The 25,896-nt window shown below is 67.8% G+C and carries 22 protein-coding genes and 1 pseudogene; 10 read left to right on the forward strand and 13 right to left on the reverse strand.

Features of this window, described 5'->3' with window-relative positions; translation table 11 throughout:
- Positions 1–12: 12 nt before the first annotated feature.
- Complete coding sequence (locus ACQ86A_RS14705; RefSeq protein ID WP_431277718.1) at positions 13–2,568, reverse strand: ATP-dependent Clp protease ATP-binding subunit; 2,556 nt, start codon at positions 2,566–2,568, stop codon at positions 13–15.
- Positions 2,569–2,631: 63 nt separating this feature from the next.
- On the reverse strand, positions 2,632–3,843 hold the full coding sequence (locus tag ACQ86A_RS14710; protein ID WP_431277719.1) for a low temperature requirement protein A: 1,212 nt from the start codon (positions 3,841–3,843) through the stop codon (positions 2,632–2,634).
- Between the two features lie 154 nt (positions 3,844–3,997).
- Here ACQ86A_RS14710 and ACQ86A_RS14715 point away from each other — a divergent pair, with 154 nt between their 5' ends.
- From ACQ86A_RS14715 to ACQ86A_RS14725, 3 genes are all read left to right on the forward strand, one after another.
- Complete coding sequence (locus ACQ86A_RS14715) at positions 3,998–4,951, forward strand: nucleoside hydrolase (RefSeq protein WP_431277720.1); 954 nt, start codon at positions 3,998–4,000, stop codon at positions 4,949–4,951.
- A gap of 95 nt (positions 4,952–5,046) precedes the next feature.
- Positions 5,047–6,432: a DUF222 domain-containing protein gene (locus tag ACQ86A_RS14720; protein ID WP_431277721.1), complete on the forward strand. Its 1,386-nt coding sequence runs from the start codon at positions 5,047–5,049 to the stop codon at positions 6,430–6,432.
- A gap of 5 nt (positions 6,433–6,437) precedes the next feature.
- Positions 6,438–7,523, forward strand: coding sequence for a DNA glycosylase AlkZ-like family protein (locus ACQ86A_RS14725; RefSeq protein ID WP_431277722.1), 1,086 nt, complete (start codon positions 6,438–6,440; stop codon positions 7,521–7,523).
- A gap of 43 nt (positions 7,524–7,566) precedes the next feature.
- On the opposite strand, the gene ACQ86A_RS14730 is transcribed toward ACQ86A_RS14725, so the two are convergent.
- The gene (locus tag ACQ86A_RS14730; RefSeq protein ID WP_431277723.1) at positions 7,567–8,331 is read right to left on the reverse strand and encodes an SDR family oxidoreductase; all 765 of its coding nucleotides are present in this window, start codon (positions 8,329–8,331) and stop codon (positions 7,567–7,569) included.
- A gap of 101 nt (positions 8,332–8,432) precedes the next feature.
- Here ACQ86A_RS14730 and ACQ86A_RS14735 point away from each other — a divergent pair, with 101 nt between their 5' ends.
- A complete protein-coding gene (locus tag ACQ86A_RS14735; RefSeq protein WP_431277724.1) occupies positions 8,433–9,272 on the forward strand; it encodes a helix-turn-helix transcriptional regulator in 840 nt (279 codons plus the stop codon).
- 53 nt (positions 9,273–9,325) lie between these two features.
- Here ACQ86A_RS14735 and ACQ86A_RS14740 read toward each other — a convergent pair whose 3' ends face one another.
- A complete protein-coding gene (locus ACQ86A_RS14740) occupies positions 9,326–9,922 on the reverse strand; it encodes a class I SAM-dependent methyltransferase (RefSeq protein WP_431277725.1) in 597 nt (198 codons plus the stop codon).
- An 87-nt stretch (positions 9,923–10,009) separates the two neighbouring features.
- Here ACQ86A_RS14740 and ACQ86A_RS14745 point away from each other — a divergent pair, with 87 nt between their 5' ends.
- Both ACQ86A_RS14745 and ACQ86A_RS14750 read left to right on the forward strand, forming a co-directional pair.
- Complete coding sequence (locus ACQ86A_RS14745; protein ID WP_431277726.1) at positions 10,010–11,410, forward strand: BTAD domain-containing putative transcriptional regulator; 1,401 nt, start codon at positions 10,010–10,012, stop codon at positions 11,408–11,410.
- A complete protein-coding gene (locus ACQ86A_RS14750) occupies positions 11,319–13,376 on the forward strand; it encodes an ATP-binding protein (RefSeq protein WP_431277727.1) in 2,058 nt (685 codons plus the stop codon). The genes ACQ86A_RS14745 and ACQ86A_RS14750 overlap by 92 nt, the downstream gene beginning before the upstream one ends.
- Positions 13,377–13,404: 28 nt before the next feature.
- Here ACQ86A_RS14750 and ACQ86A_RS14755 read toward each other — a convergent pair whose 3' ends face one another.
- From ACQ86A_RS14755 to ACQ86A_RS14780, 6 genes are all read right to left on the reverse strand, one after another.
- Positions 13,405–14,967 (reverse strand): PH domain-containing protein, encoded by a 1,563-nt coding sequence (locus tag ACQ86A_RS14755; protein WP_431277728.1) that lies wholly within the window; start codon positions 14,965–14,967, stop codon positions 13,405–13,407.
- Complete coding sequence (locus ACQ86A_RS14760; protein WP_431277729.1) at positions 14,964–15,476, reverse strand: PH domain-containing protein; 513 nt, start codon at positions 15,474–15,476, stop codon at positions 14,964–14,966. Before ACQ86A_RS14760 ends, ACQ86A_RS14755 begins: the two co-directional genes overlap by 4 nt.
- 65 nt (positions 15,477–15,541) lie before the next feature.
- Positions 15,542–16,357, reverse strand: a complete 816-nt coding sequence (locus ACQ86A_RS14765) for an ABC transporter permease (protein WP_431277730.1) — start codon at positions 16,355–16,357, stop codon at positions 15,542–15,544.
- A complete protein-coding gene (locus tag ACQ86A_RS14770) occupies positions 16,354–17,367 on the reverse strand; it encodes an ATP-binding cassette domain-containing protein (RefSeq protein ID WP_431277731.1) in 1,014 nt (337 codons plus the stop codon). The genes ACQ86A_RS14765 and ACQ86A_RS14770 overlap by 4 nt, the downstream gene beginning before the upstream one ends.
- 104 nt (positions 17,368–17,471) lie before the next feature.
- On the reverse strand, positions 17,472–18,020 hold the full coding sequence (locus ACQ86A_RS14775) for a Clp protease N-terminal domain-containing protein (protein ID WP_431277732.1): 549 nt from the start codon (positions 18,018–18,020) through the stop codon (positions 17,472–17,474).
- Positions 18,013–18,255: a helix-turn-helix domain-containing protein gene (locus tag ACQ86A_RS14780; RefSeq protein ID WP_431277733.1), complete on the reverse strand. Its 243-nt coding sequence runs from the start codon at positions 18,253–18,255 to the stop codon at positions 18,013–18,015. Before ACQ86A_RS14780 ends, ACQ86A_RS14775 begins: the two co-directional genes overlap by 8 nt.
- A 147-nt stretch (positions 18,256–18,402) precedes the next feature.
- On the opposite strand from ACQ86A_RS14780, the pseudogene ACQ86A_RS14785 reads away from it, so the two are divergent.
- The 3 genes and pseudogenes from ACQ86A_RS14785 to ACQ86A_RS14795 all read left to right on the forward strand — a co-directional run bounded on the left by ACQ86A_RS14785 (position 18,403) and on the right by ACQ86A_RS14795 (position 21,435).
- Positions 18,403–19,786: pseudogene (locus ACQ86A_RS14785) on the forward strand (L-serine ammonia-lyase).
- Between the two features lie 118 nt (positions 19,787–19,904).
- A complete protein-coding gene (locus ACQ86A_RS14790) occupies positions 19,905–20,831 on the forward strand; it encodes a sulfurtransferase (protein ID WP_431277734.1) in 927 nt (308 codons plus the stop codon).
- Positions 20,832–20,949: 118 nt separating this feature from the next.
- Positions 20,950–21,435 (forward strand): glutathione peroxidase, encoded by a 486-nt coding sequence (locus ACQ86A_RS14795; protein ID WP_431277735.1) that lies wholly within the window; start codon positions 20,950–20,952, stop codon positions 21,433–21,435.
- A gap of 56 nt (positions 21,436–21,491) precedes the next feature.
- Here the strand turns inward: ACQ86A_RS14795 and ACQ86A_RS14800 are convergent, their stop codons facing one another.
- Positions 21,492–21,767, reverse strand: a complete 276-nt coding sequence (locus ACQ86A_RS14800; RefSeq protein ID WP_431277736.1) for a hypothetical protein — start codon at positions 21,765–21,767, stop codon at positions 21,492–21,494.
- Positions 21,768–21,989: 222 nt separating this feature from the next.
- On the opposite strand from ACQ86A_RS14800, the gene ACQ86A_RS14805 reads away from it, so the two are divergent.
- Positions 21,990–22,370 carry a TraR/DksA family transcriptional regulator gene (locus ACQ86A_RS14805; protein ID WP_431277737.1) on the forward strand — a complete coding sequence of 127 codons (381 nt, stop codon included), beginning with the start codon at positions 21,990–21,992 and terminating at the stop codon, positions 22,368–22,370.
- Positions 22,371–22,380: 10 nt separating this feature from the next.
- On the opposite strand, the gene ACQ86A_RS14810 is transcribed toward ACQ86A_RS14805, so the two are convergent.
- Together ACQ86A_RS14810 and ACQ86A_RS14815 are read right to left on the reverse strand one after the other, a co-directional pair.
- A complete protein-coding gene (locus tag ACQ86A_RS14810) occupies positions 22,381–25,449 on the reverse strand; it encodes a helix-turn-helix transcriptional regulator (RefSeq protein WP_431277738.1) in 3,069 nt (1,022 codons plus the stop codon).
- A gap of 74 nt (positions 25,450–25,523) precedes the next feature.
- Positions 25,524–25,805: a hypothetical protein gene (locus ACQ86A_RS14815; RefSeq protein ID WP_431277739.1), complete on the reverse strand. Its 282-nt coding sequence runs from the start codon at positions 25,803–25,805 to the stop codon at positions 25,524–25,526.
- Positions 25,806–25,896: the final 91 nt, after the last annotated feature.

Below are 25,896 nucleotides of genomic sequence, written 5' to 3' on the forward strand. Positions count from 1 at the left end.
CGGTGCCGCGCCCTACGCGGCGAGCGGCAGGCCTGCGACCTCGGCGCTCACGGCGAACACTCCGTCGCGGGCGTCCAGCCGGACCGCTCCCCCGTCGGTGAGCTCTCCGCTCACCAGCAGGTCCGCGATCCGGTCGTCGACCTCGCGCTGGATGATCCGGCGCAGCGGACGGGCCCCGTACTCGGGCTCGTAGCCGGTCTCGGCGATCCAGGCGACAGCAGCATCCGTCACGTCGAGCGTGATGTCGTGCTGTCCGAGGCGAGCCGCAGTCGCATCGAGCAGCAGGCGCACGATTCCGTGCAACTGCTCGGAGTCGAGCTTGCGGAACAGCACGATCTCGTCAATGCGGTTCAGGAACTCCGGACGCATCGCCTCACGGAGCTTGCCCATGACGCGGTCACGCAGGTCCTTCTCCGAAGCGAACCCACTGGCGTCTCCGGATGCGCCCACCGGCACGAAGCCGAGCGCACCGCTCCTCGAGGCCAAGAACTCCGAACCGAGGTTCGACGTCATGATGACCACCGTGTTGCGGAAGTCCACCGTGCGGCCCTGACCGTCGGTGAGGCGTCCGTCGTCCAGCACCTGCAGCAGCAGGTTGAAGACATCGGGGTGGGCCTTCTCGATCTCGTCGAAGAGCACGACCGAGTACGGGTTGCGACGCACACGCTCGGTGAGCTGGCCGGCCTCGTCGTAGCCGACGTATCCGGGAGGGGCACCGACCAGTCGCGCGACCGTGTGGCGCTCGCCGAACTCGCTCATGTCGAAGCGCAGCATCGCCTTCTCATCACCGAAGAGCGACGACGCGAGAGCCTTCGCAAGCTCCGTCTTTCCCACGCCCGTCGGGCCGAGGAAGAGGAAGCTGCCGACCGGACGTCCGGCGTCGCCCAGGCCGGTGCGATTGCGTCGCACAGCCTTCGCGACAGCGACCACCGCGTCGTCCTGACCGATGACACGCTCGTGCAGCTCCGACTCGAGGTGACCGAGACGCTTGCGGTCGGCCTCTCCGATCCGGGACACGGGGATGCCGGTCGACCGCGAGATCACCGCGGCGATCTCGGACTCGCCGACCACCGCATCCTTCTGCGGCTTCGAGGTCATGGTGTCGAGCGAGGCCTGGACGGTCTCGATCTCGTCACGCAGGCGCGAGGCCTCCTCGTAGTGCTCGGCACTGACGGCCGCGTTCTTCGAAGCCTCGAGCGAGGCGAGCTGCGAGAGCAGATCGGATGCGTCGACGCGCTTGCCCAAGGACAGCCGCAGTCGAGCACCGGCCTGGTCGATCAGGTCGATCGCCTTGTCCGGAAGGAAACGGTCGGAGACGTAGCGGGCCGAGAGCTCGACGGCAGAGCGGATGGCGTCATCCGTGTAAGTCACGCCGTGGTGCTCCTCGTATGCGCTGCGCAGACCCGACAGGATCAGCACCGCATCCTCGATGCTCGGCTCACCGACCGTGACCGGCTGGAACCGGCGCTCAAGAGCGGGGTCCTTCTCGATCCGGCGGTACTCCTTCAGAGTGGTCGCTCCGACGAGGTGCAGGTCGCCCCGGGCGAGGCGGGGCTTCAGGATGTTTCCCGCATCCATGCCGCCCTCTCCCGAGCCACCCGCGCCGACAACCGTGTGCAACTCGTCGATGAACACGATGAGCTCATCGCGGCGGGCGCTGATCTCGTCCATCAGCTTGGTGAGCCGCTCCTCGAAGTCGCCGCGGTAGCGGGTACCGGCGAGCATCGCGGGCAGGTCGAGCGAGATGACGCGCTTGTCCTGAAGCTGCTCGGGCACGCTGCCCTCGACAACGGCACGCGCAAGACCCTCGACGATGGCGGTCTTGCCGACACCGGCCTCGCCGACCAGAACGGGGTTGTTCTTGGTACGACGCGAAAGGATCTCCACGGTCTGCTCGATCTCGTCGAGACGACCGATCACGGGGTCGAGCCTGCCCTCGCGGGCGAGCGCGGTCAGGTCGTTTCCGAACTGGTCGAGCATCGGGGTCTCGGATGCGCTGGGCGCGTCACCTTCTACCGTTGCGCCATCGGCGTCGACCGTCGCAGGCTCGCGCACGATGGAGGTGAGCGCCTCAGCCGTCACGCCGGCGGCGTTCAGCACCTGCCCGGCAGGCGAGTCCTGAACGAGGACGAGCGCGAAGAAGAGGTGCTCGGGGTCGATGTACGTGGATCCGGATGCACGGGCCACCTGGTACGCGTGGAAGAGCGCGCGCTGAGCGGCGGAGGTGATGGATGCGGAGTCCACATCCACGGCGTTGCCGGGCTGCGGCAGACGGGCCTCAGCGGCGCGCGCGACCTTGGCGGGGTCGACGCCGATCCGGCGCATGGCGTCGGCGGCGGGGTTCTGGTCGGACATGACACGCAGGATGTGCAGCGCGTCGAGTTCGCGGTGACCGTGCTCCAGGGCGAAGCGTCCTGCCTCGACCAGGATCTCCTGGGCGCCCCGGCTCAGGAACCGGCTGATGTCGATGGAGCGCGCGGAACGCGCACGCTCACCCGCGAGGTAACGGGCGAGGAACTCGTCGAACGAGTTGCTGCTGTCACCTTCGGGAGTGAAGTTCTCGGGCACGAAATCTCCTGTTTCTTGAAAGTTGAGTCGTGAACACTCAAGTTCAACAAACGGGAGACGTACTTATTCCCGGGCGAGCTGGCGGGCCAGAGCGGCCGATTGATGACGGTGCCCGACCAGTTCGTACCCGACCACGACGACCGCCGGGGACAGGGTGATGAGCACCAGGCTCACCCCGAGCGGGGCTCCGACTGCTGACAACAAGACGGCAGCGACGAGCATTCCAACGGTGCCGACGAACAGTCCGATGTGGAAAGGATCCCCTTCGTGCATCAGATAGGTGTAGAGGGAGAACATGACGACCGAGAAGAGCGCGACCGGGATCGCGACACTGAGAACGCCGCCTGTCTCGTCGATTGCCGCCTGCCCCTCGACCACGAAGGCGACGACGTGGAGCCCCGCTCCGGTCGCGGCGATCGACCCGTAGAGCAGGATGTGCCCGTATCCCCACACCGGCGCGCGATGGCGGTACCGCTGCAACAGTTCGCCTGACGGGATGATGAAGTAGCTCCACCAGAGGCCGAAGGTGAGCCCCACGCCGGCGACTGTCACGAGCACGGCGTCGGAACTCCATCCTTCCTCCGCGACAAGTGCGGCGACCGACGTGACTGTGCCGAACAGCACCTCGCCGAGCGCGATGATCGTCAGCAGCCCGTACCGCTCGGCGATGTGTCGCGCGTTCCAGGGCGTTCCGCCGAGCACGATCTCCGCGACGACCGGGCCACTGAACTCCAGGATGAACAGCAGCGGTACCAGGATGAGGATCACGCCCAGCTGCAGGTCGGCGAACGCGAACAAGACCCAACCGATCTGAGCAACCGTCACCGTCACGGCATACGTGTATGCCACCCGACGGCGAGACGGATCCTGCACCGCGGCGCGCAGCCATTGCCCCACCATCGCGACGCGCATGACCACGTAGCCGGCGACCATCACGCCGATATCGAAGGATGCGCCGTGCTCCACCGACGTGAACAGCGCCGGCAGTCCCAGCGCCAGGATCACGACACCGACCATCTGGACCATCGTCGCGACCCGGTAGAACCAGTCGTCGGTGTCGTAGGCCGATGCGAACCACGAGAAGTTGATCCAGGCCCAGCAGATCGCGAACATGGCGAACGCGAAGGCACCCAGCCCTGGCAGCCAGTGCCCACCCGCGATGAGGTGCGAGAACTGGTCTCCCGCCTGGCTGAACGCGACCACGAACGCGAGATCGAAGAGCAGTTCCAGAGGCGTGGCGGCACGGTGCGACTCGGCGGGATCCCGCCCCGTCATGCGGTGAAGGCGGTGACTCCGTTCGGTACTGGTGAGCTCAGACACTGTTCTCCTCAGGTCTCCTCGGGTTCTCCCCCGGGAAGTCTGCTGGACGTCGAACGATCGGCTGCCACAATTGTGGCCTATTCACACACGGACGTCGGAGTGGAGATCAATGGCGACGCGGCTCATCCTCGATTGCGACACCGGTACCGACGACGCGGTCGCGATCATGGCCGCGGCCGGGCATCCGCTGCTCGAACTCGCCGCCGTCACGACGGTCAACGGCAACGTGCCGCTCGAGAACACCACCGACAACACGCTGCGCGTGCTCGATCACATCGGGAGCAGTGTTCCCGTGTATGCGGGTTGCTCCCGACCTCTCATGCGGGAGGACTTCCCGATTCCGCGCGACGTGCTGAATGCCGACCATCCCGAGTTCCAGGTCAAGCACCTCGACCTGCCTCTCGCAGTCAGCGCCGCTCGATCGCGGGATGCCGTGAGCTTTCTCATCGACACCTATCTGGCTCAGGATGCGCACGACATCGTTCTCGTCGCGACCGGACCGCTGACCAACGTCGCCGCTGCGCTCGCTGCGGAGCCCCAACTCGCGGCGCGCATCCCTCGCCTGGTGATCATGGGCGGCGCTGTCGCCGGAGGCAACGTCACAGCGTCGGCGGAGTTCAACTTCTGGGTGGATCCTGAGGCGGCCGCGGCCGTGCTGAGCGCGGGCATCCGGGACGTCACGATCGTGCCCCTCGACGCGACCCACTCAGCGCCACTGACACTGGCCGACTGCGCCACTTTCGACGCGATCGGCACACCGGCCGCGCTGGCGGCGAGTGCGTTCGTGCGACACCGCATCCTGACGGCGCTACAGGCGGGGGAAGACAGTGCGGCGGTGCACGATGCGCTGTGCGTGGCGTATTTGGTCGACCCGGAAGTGATCACAGCGTCGGTGCTTCGAGCTGTGGGGGTCGAGACCACGGGGACGCTGACTCTCGGGGAGCTGGTGGTCGACGAGCGGCCGTGGTCGGTCGAGCCGGCGAATGCACGGGTCGCTCTGCGGGGCGACTCGCGGCGGTTCGCGGGGGTGCTGGCGGAGGCGTTTGCTGGTGGTTTTGGCTGAGTCGACGCTCCTCCACAGTTATCGGTTCTTCTGTGTTATCCACAGAAAGTGCTGATCAGGGGTGAAATGTCGGGCGCTCGTGGTGGACTGTTCCTATGTCCACCACGAGCGAACCAGCAGCAGTGCTTCAGGATGCGCTCACCGCGCTTGCGACGCCGGCGTCGCTCGGTCGCGACGCGCTCCTCCACGCGCTGACCTCGCTCGGCGATGTGCAAGCCGTGCTGGATGCAGCAAAGGTGCGAGTCGTCGGAGAACTGGTCGCCCGGTCGTGTCTTGCCGGTCCGGACAATCCTGTTCGTCGAGCGGGACACGCGAGCGCGGCGGCGCTAGTGGCGGAGCGGTGGCAGATTTCGATGCCGATCGCGCGACAGTATTGCCTGGTGGGCGATGCGGTCCGCCCGAGGCTGAGTCTCGCCGGGGAGGTACTGCCTGCGCTGCTCCCCTTGCTTGGCCAGGCGCTTGAAGGCTTGAGGGCTGGCCGTCGCCGGGTCGGTATGGAACAGGCTGCGATTATTGTGCGTGAGCTCGCTCGGGCGGCTCCGGGGTGCAGCGCCGCGGCCCTGGAGTTCGGCGAGCGGGTGCTCGTGGAGGCGGCCCCCGACCTCTCCGTCGCAGAGGTGCGCGCGCTCGCCGCTCAGGTGCGAGACAGACTCGACGAAGACGGCATCCTGCCACGGGAGGAGCGACAGCGTCGCCGCAGGTCCTTGACGATCAGCACCACGGTAGACGGGATGACGCGGCTCAACTGGGAGCTGGATCCGGAGTCCGCGGGGTACGTGGTTTCGGCGATCGACTCGCTCGTCGGTGCTGAACTGCGCAAGGTGCGGTTTCGCCGTCCTGACGACGAGGCGGGTGACGACGCGGACGCGCCGGAGACGCGCAGCGTTGCGCAGATCCGGTCGGATGCGGCGACCGATGTGTTCCGCCATCTGGCGTCGTGCACATCGTCGGAGGGAGCCGATTCCGGTACGCCCGTGACCGTCATCGTCCGCGTGTCGCTGGCCGATCTTCGCTCGGGCGCGGGCGTCGCCGAGATCGACGGCATTCGAACGCCGATCAGCGTCGGCACCGCGCGCCGAATGGCTGCCGATGCCACGATCATCCCGATGGTGCTGGGCGGCGAGAGCGAAGTCCTCGATCTCGGACGGGGACGGCGGCTGTTCAGTCGCGCACAGAAGCTCGCGCTGGCCGAACGGGACGGCGGATGCGCGTGGGCGGGCTGCCCGCATCCGCCCAGCTACACCGAGGGTCATCACGTCCGCTGGTGGAACGCGCATAGCGGTGCCACTGATCTCGAGAACGGAATCCTGCTTTGTCGCTCACACCACCACCGAATCCACGACGACGGCTGGCAGATCGACGTCCGCGACCAGGTTCCGTATTTCGTTCCGCCCGCTCACGTCGATCCTTACCGACGACCGCGAGCGGGAGGGCGCGTCCGCTTCCCCCGCACGGCCGAGTCGGGTGTCCGGGTAGCGTGAAGGGCATGCCAGCAGTGCAGCTCGGGCGAGAAGAAGCTCGCCGCATCGCCATCCGCGCTCAGCGGCTCGACGCCGAACGCCCCGACGACCTGGTCGGTCTCGTGGAGCGCCTGACCTTTCTGCAACTCGACCCGACAGCGGCGATCGCGCCGAGCGCCGACCTCATCGCGTGGTCTCGGATCGGCTCGACTTATCGGCCCACCCAGTTGCAGCAGGCGATCGAGGTCGACCACACGCTGTGGGAGCACAAGGCCCAGGACGAGAGCAAGAGTCCGCCGATCGCGATGGTCCGACCGATCTCCGACCTCGGCCTGCATCTCGCCGAGATGGCCGCAGGGGTCCGCTTCGAGCGCCCTCGCCAGTGGCTCGAGGCGAACGAGTCGTTTCGACAGGATGTGCTGGCCAGGCTTCGGGATGCGGGTCCACTGCTCTCACGTGACGTGCCCGACACCAGTACGGTGCCCTGGGTGTCGACGGGCTGGACCCACAACCAGAACGTCACCCGAATGCTCGAGTTCCTAGTTGCGCGAGGCGAGGTGGCTACGGCCGGCCGGATCGGCCGCCAGCGCACGTTCGACCTCGCGGAGCGCGTCTACCCGGCGGGGATCGAGACCGTCCCTCTGGAGGAGGCTCGGCGCATCCGGGACCAGAGGCGACTGACATCCCTCGGAATCTCCCGGCCGGTCATGGTGGGCGACGCCGGCGTGACGGCTGCCGTCGAAGGCAGCGGTCTGGAGTGGCGGGTCGATCCGGATGCGCTCGACCAGCCGTTCACCGGTCGCACGGCCCTGCTGTCGCCGTTCGACCGCCTGATCCACGACCGCATCCGGGCCCGCGAGATCTTCGAATACGAGTACCTGCTGGAGATGTACAAACCGGCCGCCAAACGCAGGTGGGGCTATTTCGCGTTGCCGATCCTGCACGACGACCGCCTCGTGGGCAAGCTGGACGCCATCGCCGACCGCAAGGCAGGGATTCTCCGGATCACCGCGATCCACGAAGACGTGCCGTTCAGCAGAGCGATGACAGCGGATGTCCGGCGCGAGATCGAGGCGCTCGCCGGCTGGCTGGGGTTGGAGGTGGCGGGCTGACGGGCAGGATGCCGCGCCGTGCCGTGCGGTGCCGCGCCTGAGGCTACTTCCCGTGCGGGTCCGACTGGTTCAGCACCGCGACGACCTGGTCGTAGTCGCCGCGCGCTTCGCCGTAGCGAAGGAACTTCACCCGCTCGACCTGGATCTCCTTAGCGTCCGGCTGCGACTCGAACAGTCCGACCGCCTCGGCGATGAACTCATCGAGCGGCATGGCCCGCTCGTTGTCCTGCTGTCCAGGCATCAGCTCGGTCTGCACCGACGGTGGCACGAGTTCGACGACCTTCACGGAGGTGTCGGCCAGCTGCAGACGGATGCTTTCGCTCAGCATGTGGATCGCCGCCTTGGTCGCGTTGTAGCTCGGGGTGGCCGCAAGCGGGGTGAAGGCGAGTCCTGACGAGACAGTGACGATCGTCGCGTCCGGACGCGTCTGCAGGTGCTCGACGAAAGCCGCGATCAAACGGATGGGACCGAGCAGGTTGGTCGTGACCGTCGCCTCAGCAGTGGCCAGGAAGTCGGTCGGGGTGTGCCAGTTCTCGACCCGCATGATCCCGGCCATGGCGATGAGCACGTTGAGCTCGGGGTGGGCCGCGATGACCTCGGCCGAGGCGGCTGCGATGCTCGCCGCATCCGTCGTGTCAATTCGGGCGGTGTCGATCCCCGGATGCTCGGCCGCGATCTGTTCGAGCAGCTCACGGCGCCGGCCGCCGACGATGACGGTGTTTCCCTTGGCCTGGAAAGCAAGCGCGAGAGCGAGCCCGATGCCACTCGTCGCTCCGGGGATGAAGATGGTGTTCCCTGAAATGTTCATGCCTCCACTGTCGGCCCATCCGTCACGGAGCGGGAGAGGAGCGTTGATCCAGGGATTCGCGATCCCTGGATGCGGCGTCAACCAGAGCGCATGATGGATGCATGGACCGCGCAGCTCTCGCAGAATTCCTCCGCCGCAGACGCGAGACGCTCCAGCCGTCGGATGTCGGCCTTCCGGCGGGTGCCCGTCGCCGCTCCCCGGGGCTGCGTCGCGAGGAGGTGGCCCAGCTCGCAGCGATGTCCGTCGACTACTACACGCGCCTCGAGCAGCAGCGCGGCCCACAACCGAGCGAGCAGATCCTCGCATCCCTCGCCCGGGCACTGCGTCTGACGGACGACGAACGCGACTACCTCTTCCGGATGGCCGGCCACAGCGCACCCGATCGGCTCAGCGGCGGCGGGCATGTGTCTCCGGCCCTTCAGCGAGTGCTCGACCACCTCGACGACTCCCCCGCGCTGATCCTCTCCAACCTCGGCGAGACCCTATTGCAGAACAATCTCTCCGCGGCCCTCCTCGGCGACCGCTCCGGATTCACCGGGGTGGAACGCAGCGAGTACTACCGATGGTTCGTGCATCCTGAGACCGAGCGCGTGCGGTACCCCGAAGACGACCGCGACCGGCAGAGTCGCGCGCAGGTCGCCGCCTTGCGGGTCGCCTACGGCACGATGGGTGCGGATTCGCGGGCAGGCGAACTCGTACGCGCGTTGCAGAAGGTCAGCCCAGAGTTCACCGAGCTCTGGGACAGACACGAGGTCGCGAAGCGATTCGAAGACCACAAGACGCTCATCCATCCGGAACTCGGCCCGATCGAACTCGATTGCCAGGTGCTGTTCACCGAGGACCAGTCTCAGTGCCTGCTGGTGCTCACGGCGCCGCCACGGTCGGAGGGTGCGGAGAAGCTCGCCCTGCTCGGGGTGCTGGGAACGCAGGCTTTCAGCTAGGCAGGTAGGAGGACAGGCGCGGAAAATGCGCTCAGAGAGCCGAGCGGTGCGAACTAGGCTCGCGCCACCACGTGGAAGACGTGCCAGTGCTTGGGGCCCTCGAATGACATCCCGCGATGGTTGTCCTCGACGAGCTGCACGACGTCCAGGCCTGCAAGCATCGCTTCGACACCGGCGCGGTCGTGGAAGTTCATGCCGGCACGGCCGAACCACTCGTCGTCCGGCCCGAACAGCTCGCCCGCGAACACGGCGCCAGGCCGCAGCGCATCCCGGATGTCCGCCCACAGGTAAGGGAAGTGACCCGGGTCGCAGAAGGGCAGCGCGAATCCGGCGTAAATGAAATCGCTTTCGGGCAGGTCGCCGAGGGTCTCGAAGGATGCTCGCCGAACGTCAACACGGGACGCCAGCGCATCCCCGACCTCGGCCCTGACTCGCTTCTCGACGTCTGGATCGGAGTCGATCGCGAGCACGTGCCAGCCCTGCTCGGCGAGCTGCCGCGTCTCGACGCCGTCGCCGCAGCCCAGGTCGACGGCATCGCCCGGAGCACTCGTACCGGTCGTGTCCGCCCACGCCTCGAGTCCAGCGGTGAACGTCGGACGCACGCCGCGCCCACCCTGCTCCGTATAGAACTCCGACCAATTGAAAGCCATGCGATCTCCCCATCGAGCTGGCGCTGTTCGCCCTGAGCCTACGCGCCGCGTCATCCGGCCGTCACCGGCCCTCGCTAAAATCGGCGAGTGGACTCACGCACTCCCCGGATCGCCGTCCTCGGCCCAGTACTGGTCGAAGATCGTTCCGGTGCGCTCACCGAGCCGGCGGGTGCGCTCGGTAAGAGCCTGATCGTTGCTCTCGTTCTCGCGCGTGGTTCGCTGTCGGTGCAGTCGCTCGTGGCCGATCTCTGGGACGATGCACCTCCCCGGCAGGAGAAGGCTGCGCTGCAAACGCTCGTGTCGCGGGTGCGAACGGCGAGCGCCGACGGGTTGCTCGAGTCGACGTCGAGCGGCTACGCGCTCGCGGTCGATCCCCAGCACACCGACCTCGGCCTGGCTCGCGCCCATCGTGACCGTGCCCGCGAAGCGGCGGCAGCAGGGGATGCGTCGACTGCGGCCGCCGAGGCCACGCACGGCCTCGCCCTCTGGCGCGGCGAACCCGGGGTCGAGCTGGGCCTCAGTCCTCTCGCCGACGAGCTCGGCCGCGTCACGTCAGCCCTGCGCGAGGAGCTCCTGGTACTGCGCGCAAGCGCCCGCCGTCTGCTCGGCGAGGCAACCGGCGCTCTCGCCGATCTCGAGCCGCTTCTGGCCGCGCATCCCCTCGACGAGAAGCTCCAGCTCGAACGGATGCGCGCCCTCGATGCCGCCGGCCGCCGCAACGAGGCGCTCCAGGCGTTCGCCGAGTTCAAGGAGACGCTGCTCGACCGGCTGGGAACGCGCCCCGGACCGGAACTCGTCGCCCTGAATGCGGCGCTGCTCACCGATGACGACCGCGCCGACGGTCCAGCCGGCGCAGACCGGGCTTATGGCGACGGGGCCTATGGCGACCGTGCCGATGGCGACATCGCCGATGGCGCTCATGTCGGCGGCAGTCGCTCCGGCGACACTCGGACGCTCGCGCCGACCCGGGTCCGTCTCGGCCTGCGAAGTGCTCCCAACGAGCTGATCGGGCGTGAGTACGACCTCGACGCCCTCGAAGACCTGATCGCGACCTCACGCCTCACGACGATTCTCGGAGCAGGCGGCCTCGGCAAGACGCGACTTGCGCAGGAGATCGGCAACCGCGCCGTCCACACGCCGGCGGTGGTCTTCGTCGAGCTGGCGAGCGTTCGGACGGCCGACGACATCAGTTTGGCGCTGGCGTCCACGCTCGGGATCCGGGAGGCCCGGGCCGCCCGTCTCGGAGACCCCGGGGCGGCGCTCGACCTGCGCTCGCGCATCCTCGGCGTGCTGTCGGAGCGTGAGACCCTCCTCATCGTCGACAACTGCGAGCACGTCGTCGACGGGGCCGCCGCCTGGGTCGCGAGACATCCTCGAATCGACCACGACTGTGCGCGTGCTGGCCACGAGCCGCGCGCCGTTGGCGATCAGTGCGGAACGCGTCTACCCGCTCGACTCACTGGCCAGCGTCGACGGGCCACAGGATGAGGCACCTGCCGTCACGTTGTTCGTGGAACGGGCCCGCGCCGCGCGCCCCACAGTCGTACTCCCGCTCGATGTCGTCGCGAGGCTCTGCGCCAGACTCGACGGCCTGCCGCTCGCGATCGAGCTGGCTGCCGCCCGCACGCGGTCGATGTCCGTCGAGGAGATCGAGCGTCGGCTCGGAAACCGCTTCGTGCTGCTGACCGGCGGCGAGCGCAACGCCCCCGAGCGCCACCGCACGTTGTTGGCCGTGATCGACTGGAGCTGGAATCTGCTCGGCGGCTCCGAGCGGGCTCTGCTTCGTCGGCTCTCCCGCTTTCCCGACGGGTTCAGCGCGGAAGCCGCCGAGATGGTGTCGGCCGAGAACGCGGACACGATGCTCGACGACCTGGACGCGCTCGTCAACCAGTCCCTGGTGTCGGTCGGGGAAGACCCGGCTACGGGCATCCTTCGTTACAGGATGCTCGAGACCGTTCGCGAATTCGGAGACCTGGCGCTCGTCGAGGCCGGCGAGGAGGAACTCGTTCAGGAGGGCATGTTCGCCTGGGCGCGTCGGTTCGCCCGCGAGACGCTCTCGTCGATGCACGGCCGCACCCAGGTTCACAGCTTCAACCTCATCACGGCTGAACAGGACAACCTCGTCGCCGTGCTGCGCCAGGCGATCGACCTCAGGCGTCAGGATGTGGTCGCGGCGGTGTTCGCGGCCCTCGCGTACTACTGGTCGCTCCGCAGCGCGCACAGCGAAGTGCTCTCGTTCGGAACGGTCGTCGTGAAGACGCTCACCGGTTGGGAGCCGCAAGGTACAGAGCGTGAAGACGCGGCAGCGGCGTACACGATCGTCGGCGGCACCTTCCTCTACCTCGACCTGCGAACGGCCTCGCGGGCGATCTCGCGACTGCGGCACCTCAAGCGGCAGGCGCCCCTAGCCGACGCGCGGCTCGACGCGCTCGCCAGTCTGGTGCAGCTCGCCGGCAGGATGGAACCGGCTATGGCGAAACTCGCAGAGTTCGGCCGATCGAGCGACCCGGCGCTTGCCGCGATGGGCAACCTGATGATCGCGCAGTTCGGCGAGAACTCGGGCGAGATCGACGACGCGCTCGCCACGGCCACCTTGGCCAACGAGAAGGCCAGACTCGCCGAGGACACCTGGGCGATGGCGTCGGCCGCGCAGGCGCTCGCGCAGTTGCACAGCCAGCTCGCGCATCCTGAGCAGGCGTTGTATTGGGCGGAGCAGTCCCGAGAGGGTCTGAGCAAGCTCCAGGCGGCTGGCGACCTGCGCCAGCTCGACTGGATCATCGCGATCAACGCGATCTCGTCGGGCGACCTCGCCCGGGGGCGCACCCTGCTCGAGACCTACCTCCTGCAGGAGGAAGATCCATCGGGCTTCGACTACGAGGACTACTACGGCATCGGCTTCGCCGGAATGGCAGAGATCGCCCTCGCCGAAGGCAACCAGGAAGAGGGCCTGCGGCTCTACGAGCAGTCCATCAGCGTCTACGGCAAGCAGGCCGTGATCGTGAACCCGTGGATGACGATCCTGGCGTCCGCGAGCTTGGTCGCCCGCCTGCGGGCGCATGCCTCCAACCCCGTGCTCGATCGCGACGAGACGGATGCGATCGCGCGGAAGCAGCGCATCCGGGTGCTGGTCACACACCGTCTGCGACCGCTGTACATCGACAAGCCGGTCGTCGGCGCCGGTCTCCTCGGCTACGCGGTCTGGATACTCGACCCGGCAACGGCCGAAGGTCGCGGAGAGCGGTGGCTGGAGCGGGGATACGAGCTGTTCGCGATCGCGGACCGCACGAACTCCCGACAGGACATGGTCACGCTGCACCGTGCTGTTCTGGAAACCGCGGTGCGGCAGAACTGGGGCGACGCTGGTCTCGATGCGGCATTGGAGCGGGCGCGGGCATTGTCGCGCAATGATGCGGTGCTGCGCGGGATCGACGTGCTGCGCGAGTCACGCGGGTGATGCTTGCGGGTGAGTCGGCCCGCTCGCCTCAGACGGCGGCGGCGTAGCGCGCGAGGTACTGCCCGGGCGTGAGCACCTCGCGGCGTAACGAGATCGCCTCGATGATCGGCCAGACCTCGGCTTCGGGGAGATCCGGAATTGTCACGCGATGACGTCCGGCTGCTGTGGTCGCGATCAGCGTCGCCAGTCCCGCCCGCCGCTGGAAGTAGCTGCGACGGATCGTCCAGCCGATGATGCCCTCGGTGGCGAGCACGGCGCGACGCCGATTGAGCGAGCCGCTCTGAGCGATCAACCACCCCGGCAGCAGCGCGTGACCGAGACCGCGCCACCGGTCCAGGGCGAGGAAAGCGGACGCCGGCACGATCACGACGAACGCCCACCACACGAGCGGTCCGACGATCCCGAGCAGCTGAAGGACCAGTGCACCGACGGCCAGCAGCCCGGCGAACGAGGCTGCGCGAGTGAATCGACGCCGACGGGCTCGCGGCCCGTGTTCGATCAGTGGCATGTCGAGGGGTTCCCGGCTGCCGAGCACCTCGGCCGCGATTCGCACGGCCTCCTCGCGCGGGCCGGGTGGGGCGAGAAGTGCGACACCGCCGCGTTGGCGTCCGAGGCCGGTCATGATCGCGTGCGCCGAGGCCGCACCGGCGAAGCGCAGCGACAACGGCTCCGACAACTGGGCTCCGCGAAGACGGGTCTCGTCAAGCGTGATCTGTCGCGCGCGCAAGAGCCCGTGGCTGATGTGGAGCGTCGACACCCCGGCACGGTGGATCGAGAACCGGCCGTAGCCAAGCGCATAGCGCACCATGGCGACGACCGAAGCCACGACGATGAGTGCCAGAGCACCCCAGAGAGCGGTCGTGAGGAGCGGGAGGCGGGTGAGCCAGCCGATCCCCTGCTGCACGGCGGGCAGACGCGTGAGGATCCCGCCCTCGAAGAAGTTGAGCTGAACGGCGGCGGCCGCGACGACGAAGATGGAGGTGACGCCGCTGAGCGTGAGCGGCGCGTACTTCACCCAACTCGGCCGCCAGCGACTCAGATTGGCGGGCGGCTCGGCGTCCGTGTCGGCGTTCGGCGGTGCGAGCCGCAGCAGCTCACTCCGCAGAGCCGGCACATCCCGAAGCGCGACGGCGTTGAACTCGAGCTCCTCCTGGCCGTGCGAGGCACCCGTGCCGACTTTGACGATGGCCAGGCCGAAGATGCGGTGCAGAATCGTCGAGTCCACATCCACGCTCCGGATGCGGTCGCGCGGCGCGGACAGCGTCCTCCGGTTGAGCACACCGCTCCGTACCTGCACGTGAGTGGGCGTAATCCGGTAGGTCGTGGTGAAGAAGCGCAGGATGCCGAACACGACGCCCAGCCCCGACAGAACGTAGGCCCACCACGGCTCACCGCCCGCGGCGCCTGCTATGAGCGCGATGAGCAGCACGGGGAGGTAGCGGATGAGCTCGCGCAGCGGGTGCACGAGCAGCATGAGCGGGTTCAGCCGGCGCCAGGGCTCGGTCGACGGGTCGACGTCGCCGACCTCGATGGGATCGGGATGCTCACCGTCGTCCGAGGTGGGGGCGGCAGGATGCGGGTCGTCCGTCACGTCGCATCCCCTTCGCTGTGCTGCGCCACCTCGGCGAGCACCGCCACGACGTCAGCGGCGACCGCGTCGTCGAGGGCGTGGATGGTGAGCGCGCCCGCCGACGAAGCGGTGGTGATCGTCACAGACGTGAGCCCCATCATCCGGGACAGGAAGCCGCGTCGTGAGTCGACGGTCTGCAGCCGGGCTATGGGGGCGACGCGGGTCTCCTGGGTGAACCACCCGGACCGCACGAAGATGGCGTCTTCGGTGATCTCCCAGCGGTGCACCCGGTAGCGCCAACGCGGCATGACCGTCACGTGCACGATGGCCGCGAGCGCGGTGAGTCCGAGCCCGACCAGGTGGAGCGGCTGCGTCCACGCGTCGGCGAGGAGCATCCAGAGCACCTGCAGGGCGGCGAAGAACGTCCACCCGACCGCGGCATTCCAGGCCCAGAACTTGACGGCCCGAACGCTCGGGCGTCCGGACGGCTCGCGAACCATGGCGGCGATATTTCCGACGATGGTGCTCATGAGCGGTCTTCCTGATTCTGGGGCGATGGATGCGGCGGTCGGGTGGATGGATTCTGCGTGCGAACCTACGCCTTGCGCATGTACGCACGCACGGTCAGCGGAGCGAAGATCGCCACGATGACACCGGCGCCGAGGAGGGCAATCCAGCCGTCGGCACCGAAGGTCGAATTGTTCGCCAACTCGCGGACAGCGGTGACCAGATGCGACACCGGGTTGATGTTCACGAACCACTTGAGCCAATCCGGAAGCTTGTCCACCGGCACATAGGCGTTCGAGAGGAAGGTCAGCGGGAACAGGACCATGAACGAGATGCCCTGAACAGAGCTGGCGGTGCGGGCGATCACGCCGAAGAACGCGAAGATCCAGCTGATCGCCCAGGAGCTCACGATCACGAGGAGTCCGGCGAGGACCACGAAGCCGAGACCGCCTTCGGGCCGGTAGCCCATCAGGAAGCCGACCATGAATGTGATCGTCGTGGCGATGGCATAGCGAAGGGTATCGGCCAGCAGAGCACCGGCGAGCGGCGCGATCCGGGCGATGGGCAACGACTTGAATCGATCGAAGACCCCCTTGTCCATGTCTTCGCGCAACTGGACACCGGTGACGACCGAGGTCGTGATGACCGTCTGCACGAGGATGCCGGGGATGAGCGCGGGCAGGTACGTCTCCACGCTTCCGGCGATCGCGGTGCCGAACAGGTACGCGAACATCACGGTGAAGATGATCGGCTGCAACGTGACGTCGAACAGCTGTTCGGGCGTCCGCTTGATCTTAAGCAGGCCGCGGTAGGCCATCGTGAACGAGTTCGCAACGGACTGGGTCAGGCTGACGTGGTTCTTGAGATTCCGCTCGGAGGGCGGGGTGATGGTGATCGCGCTCATGCGCTGACCCTTTCTGCTTCTTCGGCACCGTTCGTGCCGGACATGGTGTCGATGTCTTCGTCCTCGACACCGTGACCGGTGAGCGTGAGGAAGACCTCGTCGAGGGTCGGCTTCTGAACGGACATTTCGGTGAGGTGGATCCCGGCTTCGCGGAACGTGACGAACAGGTCGGTGACCGTGTCAGGGTTGCGCATGGGGGCGGTGATCCGCGAGCCCTCGGGAGAGATGATGGCGTCGACGCCGAGCACGGCCTGGATGGCGCGGCGCGCATCCTCCATGTCCGCGGGGTCGGCCAGGCGCAGCTGCAGCGACGACTCGCCGACCGAGGCCTTGAGCTCGTCGGCGGTGCCCTCGGCGACCACGCGGCCGGTGTCGATGACCGCGATCCGGTCGGCGAGCTGGTCGGCCTCATCGAGGTACTGCGTCGTGAGCAGCACGGTCGAGCCGGTCGAGACCAGGCGACGGATGGTGTCCCACATCTGAGCACGCGTGCGCGGGTCGAGGCCGGTGGTCGGCTCGTCGAGGAACAGCAGTGGCGGCTGCGAGATGAGGCTGGCCGCGAGGTCGAGCCGGCGGCGCATACCGCCGGAGAACTTCTTCAGCGGGCGCTTGGCGGCCTCGGTCAGACCGAACTCCTCGAGCAGCTCGGCCGCCTTGCGCTTCGCCTCCGTTCGGCCGAGTCCGAGCAGGCGGGAGAAGATGACGAGGTTCTCGGTAGCCGAGAGCGTCTCGTCGACCGACGCGAACTGCGCGGTCACGCCGATGAGCTGGCGGACGACCTGCTGCTCTCTGCGGATGTCGTGGCCGAAGATGGTGGCCTCGCCCGCATCCGGCTTCATCAGGGTGGCGAGCATGGAGATGGTGGTGGTCTTGCCGGCGCCGTTCGGGCCGAGCACGCCGTAGACAGTCCCGGCGCGGACATTGAGGTCGACACCGTCGACCGCACGGTTGTCGCCGAAGACCTTGACGAGCCCGTGGGCTTCGACCGCCCATTCTGAGCTGGTTGTCATGATGGTCCTTTCGTGTGATTGCTTGTGTGATGCCATGCTGACGCGGCGCGCTTACACGCGACTTACGCGCCGCTTACACGGCGCTTACGTGTCTCGGACGGCGCTTACAGCGAGGTAGGCGCGGCTCCGACATGGGCGGCGATCGCCGCCTTGTCGACACCGACGAGCGCCAGAGCCCGCGGAACGGTGCCGAGTTCGAGGTCGAGAATCGCCAGGAGCAGGTCGCTCTCGGCCGTACGGGTTCGATGACTGCGAGCGGATTCGCGGTGCGCCCGGACGAGGACATCGCGGGACGACGCACCCCAGCGTGGGCGGGTGACCCTGGGCGCGGCCGCGAGGCGTTCCTCGACCACCGGCTCGACGCCCGCGTAACGGAGGCTTGCCTCACGTTCGGCGCGCAGCATCCGTTCGATGCCGGCGTGGTCGAGACCTGCCGCGTCGAGTGCGGCCGCGGCGGGAGTGCCCTTTTCGAGCGAGAGGGCGAGCAGCAGATGCTCGGCCTCGACGTTGGGTGCGTTGCGGCGCTGGGCCTCGGTCACGCTCGCGATGATGATTGAGCGCAGTGCACGCGAGAGCGGTGCCTCGCCACGGCCCGGGGTGCGCGCCGGGCGGCCGGTGCCCCGATCGGGCAGGTCGTCGGTGGTGTCAGACATTTCGTCTCCTCAGTTCGATGCCGGATCCGGCCACGCGGCGCAGATGCTTCTTGTGCACTGCCTGGCGGGTGACCCCGAGGGCGTCCGCTACTTGGGTCCAGGTCCAGCCATCGCGCAGGGCGCGCTCGACCTCGGCGTCTTCGAGACGATCCGCGAGTTCGCGGAGGGCGACGACGGCAGCGAGGCCGTCGGCCGCACCGCCGATCGCGGGTGGGGGTGGATTGTGGGGAACCATGTAAGCAACCTAGGTTGCTACCCACGAGCTTGTCAACTTAAGTTGCTAACTCTCAGTCGGCTCCCATCCTCGGCCGCGGTGGATACGTGCGCGAAAGCGCAGCTGAACGCAGAGATCCTGCACGCAAGGCGACGTAAGCTGGTGGATGTGACAGCGTACGTCTCGGCCTTCGACCTCTTCTCGATCGGCGTCGGCCCCTCGAGTTCGCACACCGTCGGACCCCTCCGGGCCGCGAAATCGTTTGCGGATCGCCTCGCGGCCGACGGCCTGCTCGACCGGGTCAGCCAGGTCACCTGCACGCTCTACGGCTCGCTCGGCTCGACCGGACTCGGGCACGGAACGCCCGACGCGATCGTCGCGGGCCTCTCCGGACTCCAGCCCGAGACCTGCCGTCCCGAAGACGTTCGCGGCGCTTGGGCCGGCCTCGCCCCGGGGGCGACGCTCCTGCTCGCCGGGAGCAAATCCATCCCGATCGCCAAGGACGACATCATGTTCGAGCCGCGCACGCGGCTCCCCGGTCATCCGAACGCGCTCACCCTCAGCGCGTGGGGCTCAGGACCCGATGGGTCGACGGATGCTCTCCCCTGATCGAAGAGACCTACTACTCGATCGGCGGCGGCTTCATCCGTCGCGACGGTGAGGAGGCAGTGCTGTCGGCGCGAGCCTCGCATCCCCTCCCCTACGACAGCTCGGAGGAGCTGCTGCGCCTCTGCGACGAGTTCGGCATCCCGATCTGCGAGGTCGCGCGCCGCAACGAAGCCGCGATCCACGGTGCGGAGGCAACCCGCGAGCGGCTCGACCTGATCTGGTCGGCGATGGCCGAGTGTGTCGCCAACGGCCTGGCCGGCGACGGCACTCTCCCGGGCGGCCTCGGTGTGAAGCGACGCGCTGCGGCACTGCGCGAGCATCTGGAGGCGGCCGACCTCATCCCCTCCCGCGATACGTCGATCGAGTGGCTGCACGCCTTCGCGCTGGCGGTCAACGAGGAGAACGCGTCCGGCGGTCGCGTCGTGACCGCACCCACCAACGGCGCGGCCGGGATCGTTCCCGCCGTCGCCCACTACTACCTGCGGTTCGTTCCGGGGGCGTCGGATGAGGGCATCCGGCAGTACCTGTTGACCGCGACCGCGATCGGCTCGCTGTTCAAGGCGAACGCGTCGATCTCCGGAGCAGAGGGCGGTTGCCAGGCCGAGGTCGGTTCGGCGTGCGCGATGGCCGCCGGAGCGCTCTGCGCGGTGCTCGGCGGCACCCCCGCCAGGTGGAGAACGCGGCGGAGATCGCGATGGAGCACCACCTCGGGCTCACCTGCGACCCGGTCGGCGGACTCGTACAGATCCCGTGCATCGAGCGCAACGCGATCGCGTCGTCGACCGCTGTCTCGGCGGCCCGACTCGCCCTGCACGGGGACGGGTCGCATCTCGTGTCTTTGGACACGGTGATCGAGACCATGCGCCAGACCGGTCTCGATATGTCAACCAAGTACAAGGAGACGAGCGAGGGCGGTCTCGCGGTCAACGTCATCGAGTGCTGACCGTGGCTGCGATCCTGGCTGTGCGCGTCTCACCGTGTTTCCCCGCATGACGGGGCCGCGTTACGCCGCATTGCGGCCGTCGTAGGGCGAGGCGCGACGCCTGGTTAGCGTGGACGACGTGACCAGCGCATCCGACCCCACGACCCGTGCGACCACCTCGGGAGCCCTCGCGGCGGCTCTCGACCGACCCGTCGTGTCGACCCAGTGGCTTGCCGACCACCTCGGCTCGGAGGGACTTGTCGTGCTCGACGCGACCGTCGTCCCGTCCGCTCGCGCAGACGGGAGCCACGGGTACCTGAGCGGCCTCGATCAGTTCCTGGTCGACGGCCACGTTCCCAGTGCCGTGTTCGCCGAGCTGCTCGATGTGTTCAGCGACCCGGCGGGTGCGTATCCGTTCACGCGGCCGAGCGCAGCAGCGTTCGAGGCGGCGGCGGCATCCGTCGGGATCGACAACGACACGACCGTGGTCGTCTACGACGCGTCGGTCGGCCAGTGGGCGTCTCGCATCTGGTGGTTGTTTCGTGCGTTCGGCTACGACCGCGTGGCCGTGCTCGACGGCGGCATCGCCAAGTGGAGGACTGAGGAGCGCGTGACCGATCGCGGGCACGTCGAACCGCGCGAGGGCGCATCCTTCGACGCCGTGGAGCGTCCCGGGTCATGGGTCGAGAAGGACATCATCGCCGCTGTCGTCGAGGGGTCTGAGACCGCCACTCTGATCTGCGCCGTCCCGCCGAAGGAGTTCACCGGCGAGGCCGGTCAGCGTCCGCGCCTCGGGCACATCCCCGGAAGCCTGAGCGTGCCGGCGGCGCGGCTCGTCTCGCGGGAGACGAATGCTTATCTGCCGTTCAGCGACCTGCGCGCGATCTTCGCCGACGCGCTCGCATCGCAGGACCCCATCGTGGTGTACTGCGCCGGAGGGATCGCGGCGGCCTCCGACGCTCTTGCGCTCGCCCTGCTCGGACGCTCGGATGTCGCGATCTACGATGGTTCGCTCAATGAGTGGTCGACGGATGCGGATGCCCCGCTGGTGACGATCGCCGCGTGAGCGTGTTCCGGTCGCGTCTGGCGACCGGATGGACTCATCGTGTGCTTTGGCTGAATCTTCGCTGGAGAGTTCGAGCCCATGCATACGAATGGTTGCGGAGCGTGCCTAAGCTCGCACTATGAGTCTCACGGAGATCCCCCTCACCACTATCGACGGCCAGACGACCTCGCTCGCGGACTACGACGGCAAGGTCGTGCTGATCGTCAACGTCGCCTCCCGCTGCGGCCTCGCGCCCCAGTACGAGAAGCTCGAGCAGCTTCAGAAGACCTATGGCGACCGCGGCTTCACGGTCATCGGCTTTCCGAGCAACCAGTTCCTGCAGGAGCTCAGCTCGACCGACGCCATCAAGGAGTACTGCTCCACGACCTGGGGCGTGACGTTCCCGATGATGGACAAGGTGAAGGTGAACGGCAAGTCGGAGCACCCGCTCTACACCGAGCTCAAGAAGACTCCGGATGCCGACGGCAAGGCCGGCAAGGTCAAGTGGAACTTCGAGAAGTTCGTCGTGACACCGGACGGCGCCGTGCACCGCTTCCGCCCGACCGTCGAGCCGGATGCACCGGAGATCGTCGGCCTGATCGAGGAGTCGCTTCCGGTTCGCTGAGCTGAGGAGCTCGGTGCGGCGTCTGGGCGCGACGAGGAGCAAGCTTCGCTGAAGGTCTAGGCGCGGCGGAACCAGCGTCCGCCGACCCGTTCGGTGAGCTGCCAGCTGCCGACCTCGGCGAGGGTGCGGATGCGGTCGACGACGTGTTCGGCGACGGCGATGGTCTCGTCGACGGTGTCGGCGGTGAATCGCACGGTCAGCCGTGCCTCCCGCGCGACGACATCGACGCTCGACGCTTCGACCACGGTCAGCTCGGCGGCAGCAGCCGCGGCGGCAGGCAGGACATCGGCGGGGGAAACGCCGGGCCGAAGAGAGCCAACGGCGACGATCACACGAAAAGACGGCACCATCCGAGGGTACGCGAGCGGGTTGACCCGTTTTCGGCCGACGGAGGGGTAGCCTCTTCCAATCGGCGAGCACACGCCCGCCACGATCGACGAGCACACGCAGCGGGGTAGGCATCGCCGCCTGACCGCCGCCGCACCGGGGAGTGCCGTCGGAGGACGATTTGGGGCAGACAAGATGAGGAATCTGACGTCCGTGCGGAGCACGGCATGGTGACCGACAGCGACCTGACGGAGACGGAACTCGCCGAGCTGGAAGAGCTCCTGCGGGCGCGGAGGGCTGCCGACCAGTCGGAGTCGGAACGCGTCGCGGAGTCGCTCGGGCAGGTGCTGTCCGCTCGATCGGACAGCACCGCGGACGACGAGCACGACCCCGAGGGACCGACACTGTCGCACGAATGGAGCCGTCTGCAGGGTGTGCGTTCGGAGACCGCAGACGACATCAAAGCGGTGGACGCGGCGCTGGAGCGCGTGGCGAACGACACTTACGGTGTGTGCGTCCGCTGCGGTCGCCCGATCGGTGTTGACCGCTTGCGGGCGCGTCCTACTGCGGAACTGTGCATCGCTTGTGCACGCACGGTAGACGGATAACGGGACGCTTTCAGAGGGAAGCCCGTGATGCCCGGTACACCGCTTCTGTGCGTGAGGTCGCGCCGACCTTCTTCAGGATGCTCGACACGTGCACGCTCGCGGTCTTGGCACTGATGTAGAGCGTCTCGCCGATCTGCTTGTTGCTGAGCCCCTGCTCGATGAGCGCCAGCACCTGTGTCTCGCGGTCGGTCAGGGATGTGTCCGACCCGCGGGTCTGCGCGTGCCGCCCGAGAACGGCGCGTTCGCGCAGCCGGTCGACGGACTGGACGATGAGCCCGAATCCGACGGAACTGGCCAGAGCGCGACTCTCCGCAGCCGAGATCTCGGCTGCGGCGCGATCGCCCTTCGCGGCGTTCGCTTCGGCCAACCGAAGGAGCGCGTACGGCCTGAGGTGGGCCGGTGCGAGAGGTGACCGTGTTGCGTCTGCTGCGGTGTGCCATGCGCCCAGAGCGGCCGTGAGGCGGACCGCAGCAGCATCCTGACCCTCCGCTGTTTCGGGGATGCCCAGCAGCTCGGCCTCGACGATCGGCGCCCACACGGGATACGTCGGCCAACCGGACAGGCTGTGCAGGATCTCGCGAAGACGAGCCCGCTCTCGGGACACGTCGACCGTCGTGGTGCCGAAAGCGGCACCGGCGGCCTTGTCGGCACCGTTGGCAGCGCTTGCTGCGCCGTCGGTGACGCCATCGCGCGCCGCATCGCAAAAGCTCGCCAGCGCCCGCGCGGCCACAGCCAGGAGCGGCAGGTCGTATGCCGGGATGGATCTCCAACTCGAAGACGTGATGACGCTGGCCTCTGCCCAGGCGCGTCGGGCGTCCCCGCGCGCGATCGCGACCTCGGCCGAGACTCGGGCGAAACCGAGCCGCGACTGCATCTCGATCTCGCTCTGCACGAGCATCCCTGGCCGCCACCGGCGGACGAGCTCGTCTGCGCGATCGGGTTCACCGCGCCACAACGTGAGCCAGAGCTTCATCCGCTGAAGGTGTACGCGGAAACCAGGTTGCGGTTCGAGGGCGAGAGCCGGGTCGAGCAGCTTCTCCGCGCGGTCCAACTCACCCAGAGCGAGCAGTGGTTCGACGGTGTTTGAGGCGAGCATGACTCCGGATGTGCGCTCGACGCCGCGATGTCGGGCTTGCGTCACCCCTGTCTCGGCGATCTCGACGGCGTCGCGGTAGCGACCGAGCACGTTCATGGCATCGGATGCGTTGACCGCGTAACGCAGCAGCGGCCCGACGTCGCTTCCAGCGAGTTCACGGGCGGCTTCGAGATCGGCCAGCCCCGCGACGATGTCACCTCGATCGATCCGCGCGATTCCTCGGACGGTGTGCGCGACTGATCCCCGCGAACCGGCGGTGTCCCGCGCACCCGCGGCGGGCGATGCAGCGCCGGGTGCAGTGGCGCGTGCAGCGCCTGGTGCAGCGAAAGCTGTCGGTGCGCCGTCGCTCGCCTCCTCGATGGCGAGCGTCGCCATCTCGATCGCCTCGTCGTAGCGTGCTTCCAGCATCAAGCGGCCGGCCACCTCGGCGAGGAGTTGGGTGCGGAGACTGTCTTCGTGATCCGCGGGCGCCACCGCGAGCGCCTCTCGCAGCAGGTCGACCGAACCGGGCCGGCTGAGATTGGCGAGGTACTGAGCCTTGTCTCGCAGCAGTCGTGCTCGTTTGTCTGGGCTTGGAGCGTCGGCGTCTTCGAGTGCCAGATTGACGAGGGCGAGCGCGCGCTCGCTGTCGCCCGCATTGCGCAGCGCGGAGGCGGTGCGGGACAGCAACTCAGTGCGGCTGCGCCCGGCGATAGCCTCAGCGTCGTCGACCTTGTCCCAGAGTTCCAGGGCCCTGTCTCCCATCGCGGCCGCGGTGCGGAACGCGTAGGACAGGCGGGCCTCCTCCATCGCCTCGAGCGTGGCGATGAACGCACGCCGCAGGTCGTGGGCCGCCATCCAGTGGTACGAGATCTGGCTCGCGGACCGCTCGCGTGCATCCCCGTTCTCCAGCGCGACGGCATAGCGCGTGTGGAAACGTGTGCGCTCGCCCGGAAGCAGATCGGCGTGGATCGCCTCGCGCACGAGCGCGTGCCGGAACGAGTATTCCGTCGTATCGGTGCTCAGCACATTGGCCACCACGGCTTCTCGCGCGGCGGCGTCGAGGTCGTCGGCCGTGCCCTCGAAGACGGCCTCGAGCAGCCAGTGGTCGACGCAGACACCGCCGGCCGAAATGAGGCGGAGCATGCGCTGCGTTGGCTCGCCGAGGCGTTCGTAGCGCGCGAGCAGAAGTTCGCGGAGGGTCTCGGGCAGGTCCTCGCCGGTGCCGAGGTGATCGATGCCGACCAGTTCCTCGACGAAGAAGGGAACGCCCTCGCTCAGCGCGAAAACCCGATCCACCGTTTCGACGTCGGGCGTGCAGCCCAGGATCTGCTCGACCTGGATCGCGACCTGCGACCGGTTGAGCCGCGCCAGTTCCCAGCGCGTCGCACGACGGGTGCGGTCGAGCTCGGGGAGGTAGGACCGCAGCGGATGCCCGCGCAGCACCTCGTCACTGCGATAGGTCAAGAGGAGCAGGAAGCGGCCGCCGTCCATCATTCTCACGACGAAGCGGATGAGTTCGAGTGTGGCCGTGTCGGCCCAGTGGATGTCTTCGATCACGACGACGAGCATCCGGTTCGAGGAGATGTTCTCGAATAGCACCGTGACGAGTTCGTAGAGCCGTTCGGCCCCGGTACGAGCGGGAACGCCCGTCTCGAGGCTCAATTCGGGAAGGAGGAGGGAGAGCACACCGCTACCCGGACCGGCCGCCTCGACGACCGCGTCGAGGCCGACATCGTCGATCAGCTGACGGAGGATGCCCGTGAACGGGGCGTACGGCGCCCCATCGGAGCCGAGATCGACGCTGCGCCCGTTGAGGACGATGGCCTTCTGAGCCGCCTCGACCCGGAATTCGTCGAGGAGCCTGGTCTTGCCGATGCCCGCCTCGCCGCCGATCACGACGACGCGTGGCTGCCCTGTCGCAACCGCATCGAGTTCTTCGCGCAGGGCGACCAGATCGGGCTCCCGCCCGATCATCGAAGGGCTCGAAGCCGGTGATCGCATGGCTTCATCGTGCCATGGACCACCGACATCCTGAGCCCTCTTTTCGCGTGGCTTCGCCACAGGCTGAATACCCGTCAGCGCCTCGCCGACTGCAGCTCCCGGGCGTCGTCGGCGACGACGATTCCGGTACCCGCCGGATGCTCGGCACGCGCCCGCAGAAGACTCTCGGCGCCCACGACGATCGCGGATGCCGGGGCGGGGCTCATCGCTCCCGCGCCTGCTCCGCGAGCCTTCGACGCACGACGGCGACGAGCTTTCTCCTCACGGACGTTCCGCGCCATCTCGATCTCCCGGTTGCGTTCCGCGGCCTCCCGCGCTGTGACCCGGCCGATCGCGAATTCGTCTGACAACAGCATTTTCGTTTCCCCATCCCACTCTTCTTGGATGACTCAATGCTGTTCTCTAAGGCATGCCCGACACATCGGTAGGATGCCCTATTTAGCCCCT

The organism is Leifsonia poae (assembly GCF_050632195.1).
Lineage (GTDB): Bacteria > Actinomycetota > Actinomycetes > Actinomycetales > Microbacteriaceae > Leifsonia > Leifsonia poae_C.

Coding starts and splice junctions, on each gene's coding strand:
- ACQ86A_RS14730 (WP_431277723.1), bottom strand. CDS start 8,331: ATGAACATTTCAGGGAACACCATCTTCATCCCCGGAGCGACGAGTGGC.
- ACQ86A_RS14775 (WP_431277732.1), bottom strand. CDS start 18,020: ATGTCTGACACCACCGACGACCTGCCCGATCGGGGCACCGGCCGCCCG.
- ACQ86A_RS14740 (WP_431277725.1), bottom strand. CDS start 9,922: ATGGCTTTCAATTGGTCGGAGTTCTATACGGAGCAGGGTGGGCGCGGC.
- ACQ86A_RS14710 (WP_431277719.1), bottom strand. CDS start 3,843: ATGACGGGGCGGGATCCCGCCGAGTCGCACCGTGCCGCCACGCCTCTG.
- ACQ86A_RS14760 (WP_431277729.1), bottom strand. CDS start 15,476: ATGAGCACCATCGTCGGAAATATCGCCGCCATGGTTCGCGAGCCGTCC.
- ACQ86A_RS14770 (WP_431277731.1), bottom strand. CDS start 17,367: ATGACAACCAGCTCAGAATGGGCGGTCGAAGCCCACGGGCTCGTCAAG.
- ACQ86A_RS14735 (WP_431277724.1), top strand. CDS start 8,433: ATGGACCGCGCAGCTCTCGCAGAATTCCTCCGCCGCAGACGCGAGACG.
- ACQ86A_RS14715 (WP_431277720.1), top strand. CDS start 3,998: ATGGCGACGCGGCTCATCCTCGATTGCGACACCGGTACCGACGACGCG.
- ACQ86A_RS14795 (WP_431277735.1), top strand. CDS start 20,950: ATGAGTCTCACGGAGATCCCCCTCACCACTATCGACGGCCAGACGACC.
- ACQ86A_RS14780 (WP_431277733.1), bottom strand. CDS start 18,255: ATGGTTCCCCACAATCCACCCCCACCCGCGATCGGCGGTGCGGCCGAC.
- ACQ86A_RS14720 (WP_431277721.1), top strand. CDS start 5,047: ATGTCCACCACGAGCGAACCAGCAGCAGTGCTTCAGGATGCGCTCACC.
- ACQ86A_RS14815 (WP_431277739.1), bottom strand. CDS start 25,805: ATGCTGTTGTCAGACGAATTCGCGATCGGCCGGGTCACAGCGCGGGAG.
- ACQ86A_RS14805 (WP_431277737.1), top strand. CDS start 21,990: ATGGTGACCGACAGCGACCTGACGGAGACGGAACTCGCCGAGCTGGAA.
- ACQ86A_RS14810 (WP_431277738.1), bottom strand. CDS start 25,449: ATGCGATCACCGGCTTCGAGCCCTTCGATGATCGGGCGGGAGCCCGAT.
- ACQ86A_RS14725 (WP_431277722.1), top strand. CDS start 6,438: ATGCCAGCAGTGCAGCTCGGGCGAGAAGAAGCTCGCCGCATCGCCATC.
- ACQ86A_RS14765 (WP_431277730.1), bottom strand. CDS start 16,357: ATGAGCGCGATCACCATCACCCCGCCCTCCGAGCGGAATCTCAAGAAC.